This is a genomic window from Halorubrum salinarum, from assembly GCF_013267195.1.
GTDB lineage: Archaea > Halobacteriota > Halobacteria > Halobacteriales > Haloferacaceae > Halorubrum > Halorubrum salinarum.
In genome coordinates this window covers 1,002,744-1,022,078 of sequence record NZ_CP053941.1, presented here as the reverse complement: position 1 = coordinate 1,022,078, position 19,335 = coordinate 1,002,744, and the positions used below count along the sequence as shown (strand labels likewise).

General features: G+C 70.2%; 22 protein-coding genes. 15 read left to right on the top strand and 7 right to left on the bottom strand.

Features of this window, described 5'->3' with window-relative positions:
• Positions 1-179 precede the first annotated feature (179 nt).
• The 5 genes from HPS36_RS05210 (at position 180) to HPS36_RS05190 (ending at position 4,801) form a co-directional block, all read left to right on the top strand.
• Positions 180-1,265, top strand: a complete 1,086-nt coding sequence (locus tag HPS36_RS05210; protein ID WP_137717230.1) for a sulfite exporter TauE/SafE family protein — start codon at positions 180-182, stop codon at positions 1,263-1,265.
• A 119-nt stretch (positions 1,266-1,384) separates the two neighbouring features.
• Positions 1,385-2,371: a S49 family peptidase gene (locus HPS36_RS05205; protein WP_137717229.1), complete on the top strand. Its 987-nt coding sequence runs from the start codon at positions 1,385-1,387 to the stop codon at positions 2,369-2,371.
• On the top strand, positions 2,368-3,396 hold the full coding sequence (locus HPS36_RS05200; RefSeq protein ID WP_137717228.1) for a DUF4350 domain-containing protein: 1,029 nt from the start codon (positions 2,368-2,370) through the stop codon (positions 3,394-3,396). Before HPS36_RS05205 ends, HPS36_RS05200 begins: the two co-directional genes overlap by 4 nt.
• Before the next feature lie 106 nt (positions 3,397-3,502).
• Positions 3,503-4,555, top strand: a complete 1,053-nt coding sequence (locus HPS36_RS05195) for a zinc-dependent alcohol dehydrogenase family protein (RefSeq protein ID WP_137717227.1) — start codon at positions 3,503-3,505, stop codon at positions 4,553-4,555.
• A gap of 72 nt (positions 4,556-4,627) precedes the next feature.
• On the top strand, positions 4,628-4,801 hold the full coding sequence (locus tag HPS36_RS05190; RefSeq protein ID WP_173228915.1) for a hypothetical protein: 174 nt from the start codon (positions 4,628-4,630) through the stop codon (positions 4,799-4,801).
• A gap of 218 nt (positions 4,802-5,019) precedes the next feature.
• On the opposite strand, the gene HPS36_RS05185 is transcribed toward HPS36_RS05190, so the two are convergent.
• On the bottom strand, positions 5,020-5,388 hold the full coding sequence (locus HPS36_RS05185; RefSeq protein ID WP_173228913.1) for a VOC family protein: 369 nt from the start codon (positions 5,386-5,388) through the stop codon (positions 5,020-5,022).
• 151 nt (positions 5,389-5,539) lie between these two features.
• On the opposite strand from HPS36_RS05185, the gene HPS36_RS05180 reads away from it, so the two are divergent.
• From HPS36_RS05180 to HPS36_RS05165, 4 genes are read left to right on the top strand one after another with little or no spacing between them, the layout of a single operon-like run.
• Positions 5,540-6,190: a class I SAM-dependent methyltransferase gene (locus tag HPS36_RS05180; RefSeq protein ID WP_173228911.1), complete on the top strand. Its 651-nt coding sequence runs from the start codon at positions 5,540-5,542 to the stop codon at positions 6,188-6,190.
• The gene (locus HPS36_RS05175) at positions 6,187-6,453 is read left to right on the top strand and encodes a hypothetical protein (RefSeq protein ID WP_173228909.1); all 267 of its coding nucleotides are present in this window, start codon (positions 6,187-6,189) and stop codon (positions 6,451-6,453) included. Before HPS36_RS05180 ends, HPS36_RS05175 begins: the two co-directional genes overlap by 4 nt.
• A 57-nt stretch (positions 6,454-6,510) precedes the next feature.
• Complete coding sequence (locus HPS36_RS05170; protein ID WP_173228907.1) at positions 6,511-6,699, top strand: hypothetical protein; 189 nt, start codon at positions 6,511-6,513, stop codon at positions 6,697-6,699.
• A 48-nt stretch (positions 6,700-6,747) separates the two neighbouring features.
• A complete protein-coding gene (locus tag HPS36_RS05165) occupies positions 6,748-7,689 on the top strand; it encodes an ABC transporter substrate-binding protein (protein WP_173228905.1) in 942 nt (313 codons plus the stop codon).
• 6 nt (positions 7,690-7,695) lie between these two features.
• On the opposite strand, the gene HPS36_RS05160 is transcribed toward HPS36_RS05165, so the two are convergent.
• Entirely contained in the window at positions 7,696-8,154 is a 459-nt protein-coding gene (locus tag HPS36_RS05160; RefSeq protein ID WP_173228903.1) for a hypothetical protein, read from the bottom strand.
• Between the two features lie 56 nt (positions 8,155-8,210).
• On the opposite strand from HPS36_RS05160, the gene HPS36_RS05155 reads away from it, so the two are divergent.
• Entirely contained in the window at positions 8,211-9,266 is a 1,056-nt protein-coding gene (locus HPS36_RS05155) for an ABC transporter ATP-binding protein (RefSeq protein WP_173228901.1), read from the top strand.
• Positions 9,263-10,132: an ABC transporter permease gene (locus HPS36_RS05150; protein ID WP_173228899.1), complete on the top strand. Its 870-nt coding sequence runs from the start codon at positions 9,263-9,265 to the stop codon at positions 10,130-10,132. Before HPS36_RS05155 ends, HPS36_RS05150 begins: the two co-directional genes overlap by 4 nt.
• 48 nt (positions 10,133-10,180) lie before the next feature.
• Here the strand turns inward: HPS36_RS05150 and HPS36_RS05145 are convergent, their stop codons facing one another.
• Both HPS36_RS05145 and HPS36_RS05140 read right to left on the bottom strand, forming a co-directional pair.
• Positions 10,181-10,360: a hypothetical protein gene (locus tag HPS36_RS05145; RefSeq protein WP_173228898.1), complete on the bottom strand. Its 180-nt coding sequence runs from the start codon at positions 10,358-10,360 to the stop codon at positions 10,181-10,183.
• Between the two features lie 65 nt (positions 10,361-10,425).
• Positions 10,426-10,875 (bottom strand): acyl-CoA thioesterase, encoded by a 450-nt coding sequence (locus HPS36_RS05140; RefSeq protein ID WP_173228896.1) that lies wholly within the window; start codon positions 10,873-10,875, stop codon positions 10,426-10,428.
• A gap of 180 nt (positions 10,876-11,055) precedes the next feature.
• On the opposite strand from HPS36_RS05140, the gene HPS36_RS05135 reads away from it, so the two are divergent.
• From HPS36_RS05135 to HPS36_RS05125, 3 genes are all read left to right on the top strand, one after another.
• Positions 11,056-12,639 carry a methyl-accepting chemotaxis protein gene (locus HPS36_RS05135; RefSeq protein WP_173228894.1) on the top strand — a complete coding sequence of 528 codons (1,584 nt, stop codon included), beginning with the start codon at positions 11,056-11,058 and terminating at the stop codon, positions 12,637-12,639.
• The gene (locus HPS36_RS05130) at positions 12,632-13,366 is read left to right on the top strand and encodes a G protein-coupled receptor family protein (protein WP_173228892.1); all 735 of its coding nucleotides are present in this window, start codon (positions 12,632-12,634) and stop codon (positions 13,364-13,366) included. Before HPS36_RS05135 ends, HPS36_RS05130 begins: the two co-directional genes overlap by 8 nt.
• A gap of 561 nt (positions 13,367-13,927) precedes the next feature.
• Positions 13,928-17,047, top strand: coding sequence for a BGTF surface domain-containing protein (locus HPS36_RS05125; protein ID WP_173228890.1), 3,120 nt, complete (start codon positions 13,928-13,930; stop codon positions 17,045-17,047).
• Between the two features lie 306 nt (positions 17,048-17,353).
• On the opposite strand, the gene HPS36_RS05120 is transcribed toward HPS36_RS05125, so the two are convergent.
• From HPS36_RS05120 to HPS36_RS05110, 3 genes are all read right to left on the bottom strand, one after another.
• Complete coding sequence (locus HPS36_RS05120; RefSeq protein ID WP_173228888.1) at positions 17,354-17,809, bottom strand: pyridoxamine 5'-phosphate oxidase family protein; 456 nt, start codon at positions 17,807-17,809, stop codon at positions 17,354-17,356.
• A 133-nt stretch (positions 17,810-17,942) separates the two neighbouring features.
• Positions 17,943-18,101, bottom strand: coding sequence for a DUF7560 family zinc ribbon protein (locus HPS36_RS05115; RefSeq protein ID WP_173228886.1), 159 nt, complete (start codon positions 18,099-18,101; stop codon positions 17,943-17,945).
• Positions 18,102-18,175: 74 nt separating this feature from the next.
• Positions 18,176-18,811 carry a helix-turn-helix domain-containing protein gene (locus HPS36_RS05110; RefSeq protein WP_173228884.1) on the bottom strand — a complete coding sequence of 212 codons (636 nt, stop codon included), beginning with the start codon at positions 18,809-18,811 and terminating at the stop codon, positions 18,176-18,178.
• A 115-nt stretch (positions 18,812-18,926) separates the two neighbouring features.
• Here HPS36_RS05110 and HPS36_RS05105 point away from each other — a divergent pair, with 115 nt between their 5' ends.
• On the top strand, positions 18,927-19,313 hold the full coding sequence (locus HPS36_RS05105) for a winged helix-turn-helix domain-containing protein (protein WP_173228882.1): 387 nt from the start codon (positions 18,927-18,929) through the stop codon (positions 19,311-19,313).
• Positions 19,314-19,335 lie beyond the last annotated feature (22 nt).

The window sequence follows — 19,335 nt, the reverse complement described above, 5'->3', positions numbered from 1 at the left end:
GGTTTCTTTCTGTCACAGAGTATTCATTTACGGTTGCGGAAACGTTCGGACGGCGATCCGTATTTCGCCGGCCTCGCGGCCGCTGTGGCGACCTCCGCGACGTTGACGATCGTTCATCACTATCGTGACGTGTGGAAACGCATTTATAATATCCCACGTAATTCGCGCTCCACGCCTCAATGAGCACGTCACTGTCGAGCGACCTTCAGCGCGCCTTTCTGCGCTACCAACACGTCTTCGTGTTCCTCGCCCCGCTCCTGTTCGTCGCGGGGGTGTACGCCTTCGCGCCGACGCCGGCCGACGCCGGCGTCGACTACTGGACCGAGTACTGGTGGCTGTTCCTGGCGTTCGTCACCGGCGCCACCATCGTCAACACCGTCGGGATCAGCGGGTCGGCGCTGTTCGTGCCGTTCCTCATCTTCGTCTTCCCGCTGGTCGCGTACCCCCTGGAGCCGACGACGCTGGTGAAGATCGGACTCATCAGCGAGTCGTTCGGGCTGTCGAGCTCGTCGCTCGCGTTCATCCAGTACGGGCTCGTCGACCGGCGGCTCTCGCTGTCTCTCGTGCTGGGCGGCGTCCCCTTCGTCGTCGGCGGGGCGCTCCTCTCGTTCGTCATCCCCGAGCCGCTGTTCCACGCCCTGCTCGGGATCGCGCTGCTGGCGGCGTCGTACCTCCTGTTCAAGGCCAACCTGGGTCACGGCGACCCGACCGGGGGCGCGGACGACGAGGAGGTCGCGACCGACGGCGGCCCCTCGCCCGACCTCCCGGACGACGACAACAAGCTGGGCCCGGCGGGCGTCGACACCGACGACTCCGGCACCGTCACGCGCGTCGACCGCGACGGCGACGACTACACCTACTCCCGCGGGGGCTACCTCGAACGGTTCCTCAACTACAGCGTCGGCGGCGTGTTCCAGGGGCTCGCCGGCTTCGGGATCGGCGAGCTCGGGATCATCTCGATGCTCCGCACGCAGGTCCCGGTCCGGGTCGCCATCGGCACGAACCACATCGTCGTCGCGACGACGGCCGTGCTGGCCTCGGTGGTCCACGTGTTCGGCGGCGGGCTGGTCGGCGGCCACACGATGGACCTGGCGACGACGCCGTGGAACATGGTCGTCTGGACGGTCCCGGCGACGACGCTCGGCGGCCAGATCGCGCCGTACGTCTCGACGGCGCTCGACACGGGGACGATCAAGGCCGGCGTCGGCGGGCTGTTCGCGATCATCGCCGTCGCGCTGTTCGCGATGGCGGGCGGCGGGATCTGAGCCGCGTCCCGCGGCGGCGCGGCCCGTAGCGCTTCTCGATTCGTCGGCGACGTACCGCGCTCGGCGCCGGCGCTCCATCGTTGTTTTTTTCACACATTTGCCGCAGTTGTTACACGGCGATGTCAGCAGACAAGCCCTCCACGGCCCTCACGTCGCGACAGCAGGTGGCTGTCGTCGTGTTGGCCGCGGCTCTGGTCGGCGCCGTGCTCGCTCCGAGCGTGTACGCGGCGACCAACGACCCGAACGACACAGTCGCCGTCGTCGAGATCGAGGGACCGATCAACACGGCCCTCGCCGACGACGTCGAGAGCGAACTGGCGGACATCCGCGCCAACGACTCGGTGGGCGCGGTCGTCCTCAAACTGGACACGCCGGGCGGCGCGCCCGTCGCCTCCGAGCGGATGTACAAGGCGGTCCAGCGGACGAGCCAGGACATGACCGTCATCGCGAGCGTCCAATCGATCAGCGCTTCCGGCGGCTACTACGCGATGGCGCCCGCCGACGAGATCTACGTGATGCCGACCTCGACGGTCGGCAGCATCGGACTGAACGCCCCCGCGCCGTCGGCCCGCTCGACGCCCTTCGGTCCGAGCGGCCCCGACAAGGCCGGCAGCAACCCGACCCAGGCGTGGGCCGAACAGGAGACGCTCGCGGACACGTTCATCGACGCGATGATGGCGGAACGGGGCGAGGAGTTCCAGATGCCCCGCGAAGAGGTCGCGAAGGCCGACACGTACCTCGGCACCGAGGCCGTCAACAACGGCTTCGCCGACGAGATCGGCTCGCTCAACGAGGCGATCCACGCGGCGGCCACCGAGGAGAACCTCGGCGAGTACACGGTCGACACCCGCGAGACCGGACAGGAGTTCGGCATCCCCTTCCTCGTCCGCACCGACTCCGGGCTCGTCGCGATCCACGCGAACGACCCCGGGTACGCCGAGGTGAAGCCGATGCCCTCGACGTACGTCTACACGCCCGCCGTGCCGCACGTGGACACGATCGAGCGCTTCTCCGAGCCCGACCTCCGTGACGCCGGCGCGGCGTCGACGGAGTGGACGGCGACCGGCAACGAGACGGCGCGGCTCAGCGGGGGTGTCGGCGCGTGACCCGCGTCGCCACGCTCGCGGTCGCGTTCGTCGTGACCCTCGCGGCCGTCCTCGGCGGCGCCGCGGCCGTCGGCTTCGCGACCGCCGACGGCGCGGCGCCCGCCCCGGAGATACAGAACGACCACTACCTCGACGACGACGTCGTCGTCGACGACGACCCCGGCCAGGCGACCGTCGAGATGGACGCCTCGGCGGCGTCCCAGACCGTCCTCGTCGACCCCGGCGTCGAGGCGAGCGGTCCCGGTCCGGCCTTCCCCATCAGCCTCCTCGGGCTCGGCGGCGGCGGCGTCGACGACCGGGACATCAGACCGCTCGCGAACGCGCTCATCGAGAACGGCCACGACGTGGACGTGTACGTGCCCGACCCGGACCAGCGCCGACCGCCCGCGCGGCCCGGCGCCGATCGGCCGACGCAGCTCGGCGAGCGGCTCGCCGAGGCCGACGCGTTCGTGACGTTCCGGACGGACTACGAGCCGGAGCAGCTCGACGAGATCGAGTCGTTCGTCGAGTCCGGCGGCCACGTCGTGCTCGCCACCGAGCCCGACGCGGCGTACTCCCAGCCCGGCGCCGCGTCGCTCGATGCGACGCTCGACGTCACGACCCGGCCCGGCTACGTGTACAACATGGCGGAGAACGACCTGAACTACCAGCGCGTGTACGCCGAGGCGACCGGCGACTCGGCGCTGACCGAGGGCGTCGACCGCGCGGTGTTCCCGTCGGCGACCCCGGTCGGCACGGCCGTCGGCGGCAGCGACGTGCTGCGCCCGATCGAGGGCAGCGAGCTCTCCACGACCCGCGAGGCGACCGAGGCGCCGCTCCTCGTGCGCAACGACGAGGTCGTGATGATCGGCGACGGCGACTTCCTGTCGCCGGAGAACGCCCGACGCGCGGACAACGACGCGCTGATCGGGAATCTGGCCGACTTCCTCGTGACGAACGACCGGACGCCGCCCGGCGCGGGCGGCTCGACCGGCCCGACGCCGCCGGGCGGCCAGCAGCCGCCGACGAACGGCACCGCCGCCTGAGCGGTCGCCCGACCCCGGACGGGCCCGGCGATCGGTCGATCGGGTCCCGTCCGCCTCGGCTTCCGACACCCGCTCATTTTTGCCGCGCGCGACGGTAGCGGACGCCATGCGCGCAGCCGTCTTCAACGGACCCGGCGACATCGGCGTCGAAGAGCGACCGCGCCCCGAGATCGAGGCGCCCACGGACGCGATCGTCCGCGTCACCCACACCGCGATCTGCGGCTCGGACCTCTGGTTCTACCGCGGGGACAGCGACCGCGACGCGGGCTCCCCGGTCGGCCACGAGCCGATGGGGATCGTCGAGGAAGTGGGCGACGACGTGACCTCGGTCGCGCCCGGCGACCGCGTGCTCGCCCCCTTCGCGATCTCCTGCGGCGAGTGCGAGTTCTGCCGGAAGGGGCTCCATACCTCCTGCGAGAACGGCGACTCGTGGGGCGGCGACAACGGCGGCGGCCAGGGCGAGTACGTCCGCTCGACCCACGCCGACGGCACGCTCGTCCGCGTGCCCGATCGGTACGCCGACGACGAGGACACCCTCCGGTCGCTGCTCCCGCTCACCGACGTGATGGGCACCGGCCACCACGCGGCCGTCAGCGCGGGCGTCGAGGCGGGGTCGACCGTGGCCGTCATCGGCGACGGCGCGGTCGGGCTCTGCGGCGTCCTCGCCGCGCGCCGGCTCGGCGCGGAGCGGATCGTCGCCGTCGGGCACCACGAGGACCGCCTCGAACTCGCCGAGGAGTTCGGCGCCACCGAGACCGTCTCCGAGCGCGGCGAGGCCGCCGTCGAGCGGATCCGCGAGCTCACCCACGGCGGGCCGAACCACGTGATGGAGTGCGTCGGCGCCGCGAGCGCGATGAACACCGCCATCGACGCGGTCCGTCCCGGCGGCACGATCGGGTACGTCGGCGTCCCCTACGGCGTCGAAGACGAGGGCCTCGACGTGTTCGGCATGTTCGGGCAGAACGTGACGCTCGCGGGCGGGGTCGCTCCCGTCCGCGCCTACGCCGAGGAGCTGATGGCGGACGTGCTCCAGGGGACGCTCGACCCCGCGCCGATCTTCACCGAGACGGTCGGTCTCGACGACGTCGCCGAGGGCTACCGCATGATGGACGAGCGGGAGGCGATCAAGGTGCTCGTCAAACCCCACGCCGACGCGTAGGCGGCTCAGAGGCCCTCTTTCGACAGATTCGGCGTAACTTTTAGAAGCGCCCAGTCCGTGTTGGTAGTTGTCATGTGCCATCATTACGACGAGGCGATGACCTGGGAGGAGGTCCAGGCGCGTCACCGGTCCGAGGAGGCGGACGAACTCGACGACACCCCCGACGTCGACGCGGTCGACGAGCCGGCGGGCGAGACGGAGGAGTCCGAGCCCCCGGCGGAGCCGCGCGTCCCGGCCGACGACTGACGCGGTCGGGCACGACCCCGCCTCGAACCCCGACTTTCTATCGCGCGTCGCCGTCCCGTGAGCGGCGTCGCCGGTCGAAGAGCCGGGGCTGTTCTCGATCCCGACGCTCGGCGCGGTCGCGCTCGCGGTCGCCGTCGCGCTGCTCGTCGTCGTCGCAGTCCGCCGCGCCGACGGCTAACGCGCTCTCACTCTTCTTTCGAACCCCCCGAGACGGCCGTTCAGAGCGGCTCGATCAGCTCGACGACGTGGCCGTCGGGGTCCTTCACGAAGGCGACGCGCGCGCCGGCCTCCGGGTGGTCGGTCGGCGCCTCTACGACGCCGTGGTGGTCGATATCGGCGAACGCCGCGTCCACGTCGTCGACGCCGACGGCGACGTGGTCGTAGCGGTCGCCGTCCGCGCTCGGCTCCTCGCCCGGCGTGTCCGACAGCTGGAACTCGACGCCGTTCCCGTCGGCGACGTACACGTTGCGAGTGTCGCCGTCGGCGACCGTGAACTCCCACGAGCGCTCGAAGCCGAGCGCGTCGACGTACCAGTCGGCGGTCCGGTCCGCGCCCGCCACGTTCAGGCAGGTGTGGAGAATCTCCATGCGTCGCCCTCGCGGCCCGCCGGCATAAATTCCCGACCGCCGGCTCCCCGCTCGGCGCGGCCGTCGCGGCTGTCGTGGCCGGTCGGCCGGCGCGGGCGGCGCGTCGCCAATCCGCCCGAGCAATCATGTCGCTCGCGCCCGTCGCGTCCGTATGGACCGCAACGCGGTGCGCCGCGCGTGGGACACGGTCGCCGAGACGTACGCAGAGCGCCGCGACCCGGACGGCTCGGACGCGGCGCTGATCGACGACCTGCTCGACGCGCTGGCGAGCGACCCGCGGGTCGCGACCGACGGCGACCCGCTCGTCCTCGATGTCGGCTGCGGCGACGGCGCCCGCACCCTGGCGAACCTCCCGCCGGGCAGCGTCGGGCTCGACGTCTCGCGCCGCGGGCTCGACCTCGCCCGCGAGACCGTCCCCGACGCGCGGCTCGTCCACGGCGAGATGTCCGCGCTCCCGTTCGCGGCCGACCGCTTCGACGCAATCACGGCCTACCACGCGGTGTTTCACGTCGAGCGCGAGCGCCACCCGACGGTGTACGACGAGTTTGCCCGCGTCCTCCGGCCGGGCGGCCGGCTCTTGATGACCTTGCCGAGCGGGCGCTTCGAGACGGTCCGGCGCGGCTGGATGGGCGGGGAGATGTTCTTTTCCGCGCCCGGCCGCGAGCGCACGCTCGACCAGCTCCGCGCGGCCGGGTTCGCCGACCTCGAGACGCGGACCGCGACCGACCCGCTGGGGAGCAGCACCGAGTTCGTCCTCGCGAGGCTGGCGGCCGACCCAGACGGAACGCGACCGGAGCCGTGACCGACCCCGACGAGGTTCCCCACGACGTGCGCGCCAGCCTCGAACAGCTGTTGGCGGCGGCCGCGGACGCGGCGGCCGAGGGCGACGCGACGACCGCGCGGGCGACCCTCGACACGGCCGAGACGGTGGCGACGAACAAGCTCCCGGCCGGCGAGCGGCGCGACCGGATCCGGTGGGGCTGCGCGGCGGCGCTCGACGCGCTGCCGAACGGCGACCTCGCGGCCGCGTACGCAACGGCGACCGCGGACGCCGTCACGGGGTAGGCCTCGTCCTCGCCCCGAACCGCCGCCGATTTCACCCGTCCCGTTCCACGCTCGTCCATGGACCGACGCGACGCGCGGTTCGTCCTCCTGAGCACGCTGCTCGCAGTCACGCTCATCAACACGCTCGCTCCGACCCAGACCGCGGAGTGGTTCCGCTCGGCGTCGTTCCTGCTGGCGTTCGGCGCCCTGCTGTACGCCGCGTACGTCGTCGTTCAGCCCGTTCTCGCGTGGCTCCCCGCCAGGTAGCCGCGGCCGGTCCCCTCGTTTTTGCCCGTCGAGCGCGTCCGTACGGCCATGCGCGTCGCCTCGCTGCTCCCCTCCGCCACGGAGACGCTGTTCGCCCTCGGCGTCGAGCCGGTCGGCGTCTCGCACAGCTGCGACCACCCGCCTGCCGCCCGGGACCTGCTGACGCTGACGAGCACGGTCGTCGACCACGCGGACCGCTCGGCGGCCGACATCGACGAACAGATGCGCGAGGTCGACGGCGCGGTCTACGATCTCGACGAGGACCGCCTCGCCGCCCTCGACCCCGACCTCCTCGTCACGCAGGCGACCTGCGACGTCTGCGCCGTCGACGCGAGCGAGGTCCGCGCGGCCGCCGCGCGCCTCGACCCCGCGCCCGAGGTGCTGGCTCTGGACCCGCACTCCTTCCGCGACGCGCTCGACGACGTGGAGCGGGTTGGCACCGCGGTCGGCGAGGCGGCGGCCGCGAGCGACCTCCGGGCCGACCTCCGCGAGCGCGTCGACGCGGTCCGCGAGCGGGCCGAGCGCGCGGTCGCCGAGGAGGGACGCCCCCGCGTCGCCGTCCTCGACTGGACCGACCCGCCGATCCGCGCCGGTCACTGGGTGCGCGACATGGTCGAGATCGCGGGCGGCGACCCCGCGTTCCAGCCCGACGGCCCCTCCGAGCCGGTCGCGTGGGCGGACGTGCGCGAGTTCGACCCCGAGGTGCTCGTCGTCGCGCCCTGCGGCTTCGCCCGCGACCGCGCCGTCGACGCAGTCGGGGACCTCGCCGACCGGCCGGAGTTCGACGACCTCCGAGCGGTCGCGGACGGTCGGGTCTACGCCGTCGACGGCAACGCCCTGTTCAACCGGCCGAGCCACCGGCTCGTCGACTCGCTGGAGGCGCTGTTCGCGTGTCTTCACCCCGAGCACGCCGCCACGGCGCCCGCCGACCGCGATCGGACCGTGCGCGTCGATCCCCCGACGCCTTCCGTCCGCGCCGACGGCGGGTGACTCGGGCTACTCCTCGGCCGCCTCGCGGAGTGTGGAGAGGGTCTCGGCGCGCCGGAGGTCGTCGACTGAACAGTACCACGCGCCGCGCACGCCGTTCAGGTCGTTCTCGACGGGGCTATCGAGCGGCACGAGATCGTCGAACGCGAAGACGACGACCACGCGCTCCTCGGAGAAGGGGTCGATGAGCGCCGCCCAGTCGCCCTCGTCCATCGGTCCGGGGTCGCCGCGCGCCTGTTCGGTGCGGTCGACGACGCGGGCGTAGTGGGTGACCGCAGAGACCGGGGCAGTACGGTAGAAGGCCATGTAGTCGAAGTCGGCGCGGGTGCGGTCGTACGAGCGCGGCGCGGGGTAGAAGCCGTCGCGGCAGCGCTCGAACGTGTCCGGCCGGGTCGCGACGACGCAGACGCGGGCGTCGCCGGGCGCGTCGTCGTCCGGAGCGTCCGCGGCGAAGCGGTCGAGGTCCACACCAGGGGTCGCCGGCGAGCGCGGATATATCCGCCGCCGGCCCGTACCAGAGGGCGATGGCACGGAGCGCGACGAGCGCGCGCGGTGGTCCCCGCGAGCGCGACGAGACGGACGCGGACGGCGGCGCGGAACCGCCAGACGACCAGCCCGGCCCGCCGGCCCTCGCGGTCGAGGGGCTCACGAAGCGGTTCGGCGACGGCGACGACGCGGTCGTCGCGGTCGACGACGTGAGCCTCACCGTCGAGCGCGGGTCGGTGGTCGGCCTGCTCGGCCCGAACGGCGCGGGCAAGACGACGCTGATCAAGTGCGCCCTCGGCATCGTCATCCCCGACGCGGGCTCGGTCCGGGTGTTCGGCGCCGACGTGCGCGACGGGCGCCGGGCGGCCTACGCCGACGTGGACGCGATGCTGGAGGGCGCGCGCAACGACTACTGGCGGCTCACGGTCCGGGAGAACCTCCGCTACTTCGCGACGATCAGCGGGGTCGACCCCGACTCCGTGGCGGCGCGCCACGACCGGCTGCTCGACCGCCTCGACCTGGCGGACAAGGCGGACACGCCGGTTCGAGATCTCTCTCGAGGCATGAAACAGAAGGTGTCGCTCGCGAGCGTGCTGGCGGGCGGCGCCGAACTCGTGTTCCTGGACGAGCCGACGCTCGGGCTCGACGTCGAGAGCGCGCGGACGCTCCGGGCGGAGCTGCGCCGGCTCGCGGCCGAGGAGGGGCTCACCATCGTCGTCAGCAGCCACGACATGACGACGATCGAGGCGGTGTGCGACCGCGTCGTCATGCTGTCGAACGGGCGGATCGTCGCCGACGACACCGTCGAGGCGCTTTTGGGCGCCGCCGCGAGCGACGCGGTGCGCGTGGCGAGCCCGGACCTCACGCCCGAGACCGTCGAGGGCCTGCGCGAGCGGTTCGAGGTCGTCGGCGTCGACCGCGACGCGCAGCCGCCCGCGGTGACGGTCGCGGCCGGGGGCGACCGGCTGTACGACCTGACCGACGCGCTGCGGGCGGCCGGCGTCACCGTCTCGGACATCCGAACGGTCCAGCCCGACCTCGAAGAGGTGTTCCTCGAACGCACGGGGTCGGTGCTCGGAGGCGGGTCCCCGTGAGCGGGGACGCCTCCGCGGGACCGGCGTCGACGGCGGAGCCGACCGGCGACGCCGACGCCGCCGACGGCGCGCGGGCGACCGACGAGCCGCGCCCGGCCACCTACTACCACCTCGCGCGGGCGGTCCTCTACCGGGAGTTCCTCATCTTCGTGCGCTACCCGGCCAACGCGATCGGGGGGATCGTGGTGTCGCTGTTCTTCTTCGCCGCGCTGTTCCTCGGCGGCCAACTGCTCGCCGGGCAGGCGCTCGCGGACTCGATCGAGGGGATCGTCGTCGGCTACTTCCTGTGGACGCTGTCGGTGGGCGCGTACTCGTCGGTGTCGAACGACATCGGCAGCGAGGTGCAGTGGGGCACCCTCGAACGACACATCACCACGCCGTTCGGCTTCGCGCCCGTCGCGCTGCTGAAGGGGGTCGCGAAGGTGGTGCGGACGTTCCTCACGAGCGCCGTGATCCTCGCCGTGATGCTCCTCGCGACCGGGACGCGCCTCAGCCTCGCGCCCGTGACCGTGGTCGTCGTCGCGGGGCTGTCGATCGTCTCGGTGCTCGGCCTCGGCTTCGCCGCGGGCGGGGTGACCGTCCTCTACAAGCGGATCGGCAACTGGCTCAACCTCCTCCAGTTCGGGTTCGTCGCGCTGATCTCCGCGCCCGTCTTCGACCTGCCGTGGACGCGCGTGCTCCCGTTAGCGCACGGCAGCGCCATGCTCCAGCGCGTGATGGTCGACGGCGTGCGGCTGTGGGAGTTCCCGATCGCGGACCTCGCGCTCCTCGCCGCGGTCGCGGTCGGCTACTTGGTCGGCGGGTACCTCGTCTTCCAGCTGGCGACGGGGCGCGCGCGGCGGCTCGGCGTGCTCGGTGACTACTGACCGGATCGTCAGGTGACGCGGCGGGCGGGGCTCGGGGCGCCGAGGACTTCACCCGGACGCGTCGCCTTCGGCCGCCGTCATCACGGCGTAGATCAGCGCCACCGGGATCGCCGCGCCGAGCGCGCCGGTCGGGATCAGCGCCGTCGACGCGCCGACGAGTGTCAACAGTCCGACGGCGACGCCCGCCGCCGCGAGGCCGGCGAGGAGCACCGCTGCGGCTCTCCGCATACCGGATCGGTGACTCCGGACTCACATGGACGTGTCGCTGCGGGACCCGCGAGACCGCGCTTCGCCTACCGGTCCTCGTCCGGCTCTCCGGCCAGCGCCTCCTCGCGGAGCTCGCGGCAGCGCTCGCCCGCGACCTCCAGCTCCGGGACGGGCGTCGGGCTGCCGTCGGCGTCGACGGCGACGAACACGAAGTACGACTCCGTCGTGAGCTCGCGCTCGCCCGTCCGCGGGGACTCGCGGTACGCGCGAATCCGCGTGCGGAGGCTCGTGCGCCCGACCGCGTACACATATGACTCGATGACGCAGGTGTCGCCCTGCGGGACGGGCCGCTTGAAGTCGAGCGCGTTGATCTTGGCCGTGACGCAGGTCTCGCCCGCGGCGCGCATCGCGGACATCGCGCCGATCTCGTCCATCCACTTGACGACGTTGCCCCCGTGCGCGGAGGCGTAGTTGTTCGTGTGAGTGGGCTGGACGCGCTGGCGGTTCTCGATGTACGTCTCGCTGACGCTGGGCATGGGCCCCCGTCGCGCGGCCGCGGGAAAAACACCGCCCCCGGCCTGAGAGGCGTTCGACCCCGGCGTTCCGAGGCGTCGCAGCGGTACCGCTCGGGCGCGTCCGCGAGCATACCGAATTATCGGCTCGTATAATTTGGCCTTTACTCCTAAATAGGGTAGCTTCCTTCGGACGGACAACAGATGTTGAACGCGATCACCGCACGGTACGGGCGGCGCGTCGGGGCGGCGGTCCTCGCGACGCTCGCCGTGACCCTCGGCTTCATCGCCCTCTTCGCGGGGCACGTGGCGACGGTCGGCACCGCGGCGGCGGCGACGGCCGCGCTGGCGTCGGTCGGCGTCGTCGTCACGCTGAACCTCGGCCTGCTGGGTATCGTCCTTATCGGGAACGTCGCGGTCGAACTGCGGCGGCTGACGGAGACCGCGGAGGCGGTCGGGCGCGGCGAGTTCGACGCGAGCGCGACCTCCGACCGCGGCGACGAGATCGGGCGGCTCTTCGAGGCCTTCGACGAGACGCGGCGGTCGCTCCGGGACGCGGTCGCCGAGTCCGAGCGGGCGCAGTCCGAGGCGGAGGCGGCCCGCGAGGAGGCCGAGGAGCTGTCCGACACCCTCTTAGACCGCGCCGAGGAGATCGGCGGCGCCATGGAGGACGCCGCCGAGGGCGACCTCACCCGCCGGCTCGACGCCGACAGCGAGGTCGACGCGATCGAGCGCATCACGGCCGCGTACAACGAGATGACCGGCGGGCTCTCGACGACGGTCGAGGACATCCAGGCGTTCGCAGGCGACGTGGAGGCCACGAGCGAGGAGATGGCCGCGGAGGCCGACGACGTGGCCGCGATGAACCAGGAGGTGGCCGCCGAGATGCGCGAGCTGGCCGACGAGTTGGACGCACAGACCGAGCGGTTACGGGAGACGGCCAACGACACCGACGACTTCTCCGCGACCGTCGAGGAGATCGCCTCCACCACCGACGAGGTGGCCGGCGACGCCACCGCCGCGGCGGAGCTCGGCGCGGAGGGCGAGCGGCGGGCGACCGAGGCGGTCGAGGCGATCACCGCGATCGCCGACCTCCTCGAGGAGCTCGACGAGCTGGTCGCCGGCCTCGACGACCGGATGGACGGTGTCGCGGAGACGACCGACGTGATCGCCGACATCGCGGAGCAGACCAACATCCTCGCGTTAAACGCCTCGATCGAGGCGTCGCGGGCGGGCGGCGACGGCGACGGCTTCGCGGTCGTCGCCGACGAGGTGAAGGGGCTCGCCGAGGAGACCCGCGCGTCCACCACGGAGATCGAGGCGACGATCGGCGACGTGACGGAGGACGTGTCGGCGGTCGCCGGCGAGATGGACCGCACGATGACGGAGCTCGACGAGACGACCGCGGCGGTCGAGGCCGCGGGCGAGGCGATCGAGGAGCTCACCGGCACCGTCGAGGACGTCGACGTCGCGATGGGCGACATCGCGCGGGCGACCGACGAGGGCGCCGAGGGGATCGAGTCGGTCGCGGCCCGCGTCGAGGCCGTCCACGGCTCGGCGACCGACGCCGCCGACCGCGCCCGGACGCTCGCCGAGACCGCCGACCAGACCGCGGAGACGGTGGGCGACCTCGCGGAGACGGCGACCGCGCTCTCCGAGCGCACCGCGTCGCTCACGGAGCGGCTCGCGCAGTTCGAGACGCGAGCGGACGCGGGAGAGGCCGGGGGCGCGGCGAGGGCCGCCGCGAGTCCGACCGCCGGCGACGCGGAGGTGAGCGCCGATGATTGAGCCGTCGACGGTGCGGTTCGCGTCCGCGGGCGTGTACGCGGTCTCGGCCGTGGTGCTGCTCGCGCTGGCGCGGCGCAAGCCCGCCAAGTTGCGGCGGTACTGCTACCCGTTCGTCGCGGTCGTGGCGCTCGCGGGCGTCGGGATCGGCACGTGGGCCGCCGGGATCGGCACGTTTGCGGTCGCGAACGGGACGCTGGAGGCCGGCCAGCTGCTCTCCGACTACGTGGCGTACCCGTTCCTGTTCGGATTCGCGGCGTTCGTCTCGGGGGCGAGCCGGCGGTACGTCGCGGGCGTGGTCGCGCTGATCGTCGCGATGCGGCTCGGCTACGACGTCGCGGCGGTGTTCGACGGCGCGCTCGCGACCGCGGGCACGGCGAGCATCCTCGTCGGCTACGTCGCGCTCGTCGGGCTGTACTTCGGGCCGATCGCGAATGCGGCCGCCCGGCAGCCGCCCGCCCGCGAGCTGTTCTACAAGAAGACGCGAAATCTCGTGCTGTTCGCGTTCGGCGTGCTGATCGCGTGGGCGATGCTCCAGATCGCCGGCCTGTTCGACACGTTCACCGCGGCGGTCACGCTGGAGTACCTCGACCTCCTGCTCCGCGTCGGCTTCGCCGGCTTCGTGTTCGCGAACGTGGAGACGCTGGCGGCGGAGGTAGACGAGGACGCGAGCGACACCGCCGGGTCGCCTGGACGAGAGCAGAGCGGAGCGGCGGCGGGTGCCGACTGAGATACTGGTTGATTACTCTTCGCGCACACACGCGAGACGACTGACTTCCCTCCCGCGACTTCGCCTCGGAGCCGGGCAGGGCGTACCCGCTACCGGTGAGTAGTATCGACCGCACGCGACCGGGCGAAATCCCCTACCGTGCCCGGTCGCTTACGGGAGCGAAAAGCTCCGTCGTCAGATAGGTGCGCGAACAGTTTATGCCGTTCGGTGGCGATCTGCTCCGGCTCTCTGTTCGCTGCGCGCGAAGTGATTCGTTCGGAAGGTCCCACGCTCCTTACCCCCCGAGATTTGGCAGACATCCGAGTTCAGGTCCGAATCCGAAAACGGGCGTCTCACCCGCCTCAAACCTCTGTGATACACGTTCACACACTTCGATGGACCACACAAAGCATTTATACTGAACGCTTCAACAAGCGAACGCAGCCCCTACCCTATAATGCGACAGAACGCAAGTAATCCGAGTCGAGTCCGGTTGCCCTCCGACGAGATAGTTGGCGACGACGAACGGGCGACCCAGACGCGGACAAAGCAGGCTGTCGCGACGCAGAACACAACACAACAATGACAAACGACACAACCACACGCAAGAAGGCCAGTTCGGTCTTCTTCGCGGCGGTCATGGTAGTTTCCATGGTCGCTGTCGGATTTGCGGCCGCTCCCGCTGCTGCGCAAGCCAGTGGCACGAATGAAGGGAGCATTTCGCCCACCACAGCGGATGCAGGCGAACAGTCTTATGACATCCAGATACACTTGGATGGTGTGGATACCAGCAATGGGGACACTGACGCGAATGTAACGTTCAAGTTCCCGGACGCATTCGACTTGTCCTCGGCGAGTCTGACCAACCAGGCCGTTGAGAGCACCGGCGCTGGCACCAACACCACAAACGTCGGCAGCAACCTCGATGACTCAGCGAACGAGATTACCATCGAGTGGGATGACAACAACGGCCTTGCCGGTGACGAGCTTAACGTCTCGTTCACCGCTGACCAGGTCTCTCTCACGGAATCCGGTAGCTTTGACGTCACTGCCGACGTTGACGCCAACGCGGACGGAACCTTTGAGCTGACAGATCAGACCGTTGGTACGGTCACCTCTGATATTGAGGCGCCCACTATCCGTAAGGCGACCCATTACGAGAACGGGACCTCGACGCCCGTTCTTGAGATCGCCTTCTCGGAGGATGTCGATGTCTCCAACGGTGATGCGGAAATCGGTCTCAGCAACGGAACCATCGTCGGTGGAAGTTCCATCGACATCTCCGGTGATGAGGTCGCACCTGGACTGGTTCAGATCAGCACAACTTCAGTCTACAATAATGTCCAAAACGTCTCCGTGACCGGTGTTACGGACACATCTGGTAACGATCTCAGCAGCGACGCTGTTGATGTTACCTTCGCGCCGACCACCGTTGACACAACGGACTCCAGCACGACGTTCGAAGCCTTCAGCGGTGAGAACGTTGCGCTCGAGAACGGCACCATCGGCGCTTCCTTCGACATCGACGGCCCGGGTGTCAGTCGGACCCGTGGTACCGGTACAAACAGTCTTGTCTACGTCCTCGACACCGATGATTTCGAGACCGGTGACTACAACATCACCAACGATGCGGGCACTGTGTCCACCCTCGAAATCCGGAACCTCGGTCTCAACGTTGAGTCCGACGAAGAGGAATTCACGACGAGCGACGCCGTGACCGCGACGGTCACGTCCGACGCGATCAACCGTGACATCACGGCTGACCTGCTCGACTCCGACGGAGATGTCGTCGACACGGTCGAGACCACGATCGACAGTGACGGCGAGGTCGTCGTCGACTTCGGTACCCAGAGCGAGACGGGTACCTACACGGTTGAAGTCACCGATGACAACTCGGCGGTCACCGCCGAGTCTGGTGAGTTCACCGTCGTCGAAGCGCCCGAGGGTGACATCACCTTCGAGGAGAGCTTCGTGACCGAAGAGCGCGGTGACGTTGCGAACATCACGATCAACTTCCAGGGCGACCTGGAGACCGCGTACCTCACCATCGGTGACGACGATGAGGTTGGTTACGAGACCAACGTCACCGTCGAATCCGGCGGCGAGGACAGCGTCACGGTCGGCTTCAACACCTACATCGCTGGCAACACCAGCGCCTCCGGTGTCTCCGGCAGTGATGTCGCGTTCCTCGCTGACTCGGACAGCGACGCGACGGTCACCTTCGAAAACGAGTCCGAGACGGACCTCAACAACATGCTCGCGGCGGGTACGTACCCGATCGAGATGAGTGACACGAGCTTCGTCGCGACCGCCAACGGTAACTCCGACGCGGTCGGTGACCTCGAGCTCAACGAGCGCTCCGTCGAGGGCTTCCAGCTGTGGACCTCCTCGGCTGACGTCTTCGAGGACGTTGAGACCGTTACCGACATCACGAACGGTGTCGAGAACGGCACGGTCGTCGAGACCGACACGCTCACCGAGAGCGACGTTCTCGTCCACGAGCTCACCGCGACCGGCCTCGAGGGTCCCCTCGAGCTGAACGGTGACCTCGAGACGCTGGTCGACAGTGGTGCCATCGACATCCGCATCCGGCAGACGGCCGACACGACCGCGCCGAACTCGCCGCGCAAGACCGCCGACGTCACGTCGATGTTCGACGACGGCGACATCACGGTCATCTCGACTGAGGGCAACTACTTCATCGCCTTCAACGAGAACAACCTCGACCTCAGCAGCGACATCGCTGACGAGGACGCCTTCGAGGTCCGCGTCCAGGTCCGGGACGAGCGCCTGCTCGACCCCGACGAGGACGCGCTTGACGACGCCGACGGTCTCGAGGAGTTCTACGAGACCGCCACGGCGACGTTCACGTACGAGGACGCGACGGGCGAATTCGACACGCCGGTCGAAGTGCAGGCCGCCGAGAACCAGTCCATCACGGGCACGACGAACGTCGCGCCCGGGCAGGAGTTCAACGTGCGCGTGCGCTCCGACTCGGGTGTCTCGCCCGGCTTCGTCCAGACCGCCGAGGGCGTGACCGTCCAGGCCGACGGCACGTTCGAGGCGTCGGGTCTCGACCTGAGCGAGGCCTCGGTGAACGACACGTTCACCGTGACCGCGCAGCAGGCGACCTTCAGCGCTGAGGAAGACGGCACGGTCGTCGAGACGGTCGGCGAGGCCGCCTTCCTCGAAGTCTCCGAGCTGAACCCGCAGGACGTGACCGCGACGGTCGGCGACGCGCTGACCGTGACGGCCACCGTCGAGAACACTGGTGGCCAGGAGGTCACCCAGACTGTCGAGTTCCGCGTCGGCGGTGACGCGGTCGCCAGTCAGGAAGTCACCCTCGCGGGTGGCGAGTCCACCACGGTCGAGTTCGCGGACGTCGACACGTCCGGCCTCGACGCTGGTGAGTACGAGCACGGCGTCTTCACGGACGACGATGAGCAGACCGCCACGCTCACCCTCGAAGAGGGTGGCGACGGCTCCGACGGTAGCGACGGGTCCGACGGCTCCGACGGTAGTGACGGGTCCGACGGGTCCGACGGCTCCGACGGCAGCGACGGTTCGGATGGCTCCGACGGCTCCGACGGTAGTGACGGGTCCGACGGCTCCTCCGACAGCGAGACGCCCGGCTTCGGTGCCATCGTCGCGCTCGTCGCGCTCATCGCCGCTGCGCTGCTCGCGACCCGCCGCAACGAGTAACATCGTTGCCTGACGGTCGCGACTCGTAGCTTCGAACCATCGGCCCTCGCGGGCCGACCCACACGCGGTCTTTCTTTATCGCGCTCACGTTGACCAGCGACGGCACTCGCGCTCGTCAGCATCGTGGCTCGCCACACGGTAGACTCACCGACGGCGTCGCGATGGACAGCCGCCAAGACTCCGTCTAACTGACGAGAAGAACCGTTATCGGCGCTTGCCGGACCGGAACTCAGAGAGAAACGGTGAAACGAGTAATCGCCGTTGCCTACTGAGAACGCAATACCGCAATCGACTACTTGGAGTCCGCTACGCCTCGTCGCGCTCAATGACGACCGTTCGCCCGGTCAGCGTCTCGGGCTCAAAGCGGTAGAGTTCGATGTCCAGGTCCGGCTTGTCGTCGGCCCAGATCTCGAAGAGCGGCCGCCGCGCCTCGCCGTACTGCGCGATCGTCTCGGGGGTGAGCTCGTCGAGGTCGACCCGTTCTAAGGCGCCGACGCCGACGACGCTCGCGTACTCGTCGTGCGCGTCGTCGTAGACGACCACGCGGGCCTGCGGCGTCGACGCGAGGAACTCGCGCTTCTCGCTGTCGGGCGTCGACACGAGCCGGAGGTACAGCGCGCGGTCGTCGGCGTCGTACCCGTAAGAGATCGGGATGGCGTACGGCGCGTCGTCGCGCGCCAGCGCGAGGACCCCCGTCTCGTGGCGGGACAGGTGCGCGTCCACCTCGGCCGGCGACATCTCGACCTCGCTGTTCGTCGGCATACCCGAATTTCTTCGCACGAGGTGATAAAGGACACGAGACGACGCGCGACGGGGCGGGGTCTCCGGGAGGTGTGGCGCCGTTGTGCGGCGTCGACGCCGGGCGTAAGCGACGGGCGGCTCGTCGTCGGCGCCGCTAGCTGATCGCCGGCGCCCCGCCGATGTCCTCCTCGGTGACCGGCGCCCCGCAGACGACGCAGCCCGTCTCGAGCAGCGTCGCCCGCATCGCGTCGTCCACCTCGATCGAGCGCCGACACTCCGGGCAGACGAAGGTGTGGGTGGATCGCCCCGTCATACCTGTGCGTACGGTCCCCACGCCCATCAAACGGGCCTCGGATTCTCGGGAGTTCGAAATGTGATGAACGATCCTTACTCCAACAGCGACCCGAACAGCTTCCGCTGGGCGGCCGCGACGTGCTCCGTGAACGTCGACCGACCGATCCCCAGCGACTCGGCCACTTCGCCGGCGTTGGCGCCCTTCGGGTGGTCGAAGTAGCCCGCCTCGTAGGCGGCCGCCAGCACCTCGCGCTGCCGCTCGGTCAGCTCGCTCCGGTCGACGGTGACGAGGTCCGACTCCGTCGGCGTCGTCGTCGACTGGAGCAGGCGCTTCACTTCCATGTCCGGACACGCGTCGCGGAACGCCTCCAGGACCGACCGCAGGGTCGGCAGATCCGTCGCGTGGAAGGTTATCCGGAGCCGGCCGTCGCGGATCGTCGCCTCCGAGACGGGCGTCTCGTGGCGGTCGAGGACCGCGAACGGCGAGTCGGGGTCGACCGCGGCGTCAAAGCGGTACGCCGCGCGGCCGCCGTAGTCGAAGACGACCTCGACGTCGTCGGGGACCGCGAGGTCGGCGTCCGCGATGAACTCCACGACGACGCGCTCGCGGTCGGCCGCGGGCGTACAGCGCGCCACCTCGGAGACCGGCGTCGCCCCGTCGACGACGCCGTCGAAGGGCGACGGCGACGCGGTCGGCAGCGAGACCTCCGCCCGGATTCCCGAACCCATCTCGTTCGTCCGTACCCGTCCCGGGCAAAAACGTTGGCGGGCGCGCGGCCGCGGTATAAAACTCCCCGCATATGATGGGCCACCGTTCGGGGGGCTGGAGCGGGTACGTACAGATATGAAACGCCCCCCGCGCACGACGGACGGCACCACGACGACCAAGGGAGACGCGGCGCTCGACGCGACGTTCGAGGCGCTCGCCGACGCCGACTGCCGGGCGATCCTCGCGGCCGCGACGACGCCGAAGACGACGAGCGAACTCGCCGAGGACTGCGACATCGCGCTCTCGACCGCCTACCGGAAGGTCGAACTGCTGAGCGAGACGCCGCTGCTCGCCGAGGGGGTCCGGTTCGACCCGGACGGCGACCACGCCGCGGAGTACGTCCGCGACGCCGCCGACGCCGCGATCGAACTCGGCGACGACGGCGTCGCGCTCACGGTCGACGACGCCGGGCGCGACCCGCTGACCGCCGCGCTCGATTCACCCGGCGTGTCGGCCGACTGACAGCCGCGCACGGCGAGGAGGT

What these genes read in the sequence shown, in the direction of transcription:
- HPS36_RS05120 (WP_173228888.1), bottom strand. Translation starts at nt 17,809, where the DNA reads ATGCCGACGAACAGCGAGGTCGAGATGTCGCCGGCCGAGGTGGACGCG.
- HPS36_RS05145 (WP_173228898.1), bottom strand. Translation starts at nt 10,360, where the DNA reads ATGCGGAGAGCCGCAGCGGTGCTCCTCGCCGGCCTCGCGGCGGCGGGC.
- HPS36_RS05115 (WP_173228886.1), bottom strand. Translation starts at nt 18,101, where the DNA reads ATGACGGGGCGATCCACCCACACCTTCGTCTGCCCGGAGTGTCGGCGC.
- HPS36_RS05210 (WP_137717230.1), top strand. Translation starts at nt 180, where the DNA reads ATGAGCACGTCACTGTCGAGCGACCTTCAGCGCGCCTTTCTGCGCTAC.
- HPS36_RS05195 (WP_137717227.1), top strand. Translation starts at nt 3,503, where the DNA reads ATGCGCGCAGCCGTCTTCAACGGACCCGGCGACATCGGCGTCGAAGAG.
- HPS36_RS05105 (WP_173228882.1), top strand. Translation starts at nt 18,927, where the DNA reads ATGAAACGCCCCCCGCGCACGACGGACGGCACCACGACGACCAAGGGA.
- HPS36_RS05155 (WP_173228901.1), top strand. Translation starts at nt 8,211, where the DNA reads ATGGCACGGAGCGCGACGAGCGCGCGCGGTGGTCCCCGCGAGCGCGAC.
- HPS36_RS05170 (WP_173228907.1), top strand. Translation starts at nt 6,511, where the DNA reads ATGGACCGACGCGACGCGCGGTTCGTCCTCCTGAGCACGCTGCTCGCA.
- HPS36_RS05125 (WP_173228890.1), top strand. Translation starts at nt 13,928, where the DNA reads ATGACAAACGACACAACCACACGCAAGAAGGCCAGTTCGGTCTTCTTC.
- HPS36_RS05190 (WP_173228915.1), top strand. Translation starts at nt 4,628, where the DNA reads ATGTGCCATCATTACGACGAGGCGATGACCTGGGAGGAGGTCCAGGCG.
- HPS36_RS05180 (WP_173228911.1), top strand. Translation starts at nt 5,540, where the DNA reads ATGGACCGCAACGCGGTGCGCCGCGCGTGGGACACGGTCGCCGAGACG.
- HPS36_RS05110 (WP_173228884.1), bottom strand. Translation starts at nt 18,811, where the DNA reads ATGGGTTCGGGAATCCGGGCGGAGGTCTCGCTGCCGACCGCGTCGCCG.
- HPS36_RS05130 (WP_173228892.1), top strand. Translation starts at nt 12,632, where the DNA reads ATGATTGAGCCGTCGACGGTGCGGTTCGCGTCCGCGGGCGTGTACGCG.
- HPS36_RS05185 (WP_173228913.1), bottom strand. Translation starts at nt 5,388, where the DNA reads ATGGAGATTCTCCACACCTGCCTGAACGTGGCGGGCGCGGACCGGACC.
- HPS36_RS05135 (WP_173228894.1), top strand. Translation starts at nt 11,056, where the DNA reads ATGTTGAACGCGATCACCGCACGGTACGGGCGGCGCGTCGGGGCGGCG.
- HPS36_RS05140 (WP_173228896.1), bottom strand. Translation starts at nt 10,875, where the DNA reads ATGCCCAGCGTCAGCGAGACGTACATCGAGAACCGCCAGCGCGTCCAG.
- HPS36_RS05205 (WP_137717229.1), top strand. Translation starts at nt 1,385, where the DNA reads ATGTCAGCAGACAAGCCCTCCACGGCCCTCACGTCGCGACAGCAGGTG.
- HPS36_RS05165 (WP_173228905.1), top strand. Translation starts at nt 6,748, where the DNA reads ATGCGCGTCGCCTCGCTGCTCCCCTCCGCCACGGAGACGCTGTTCGCC.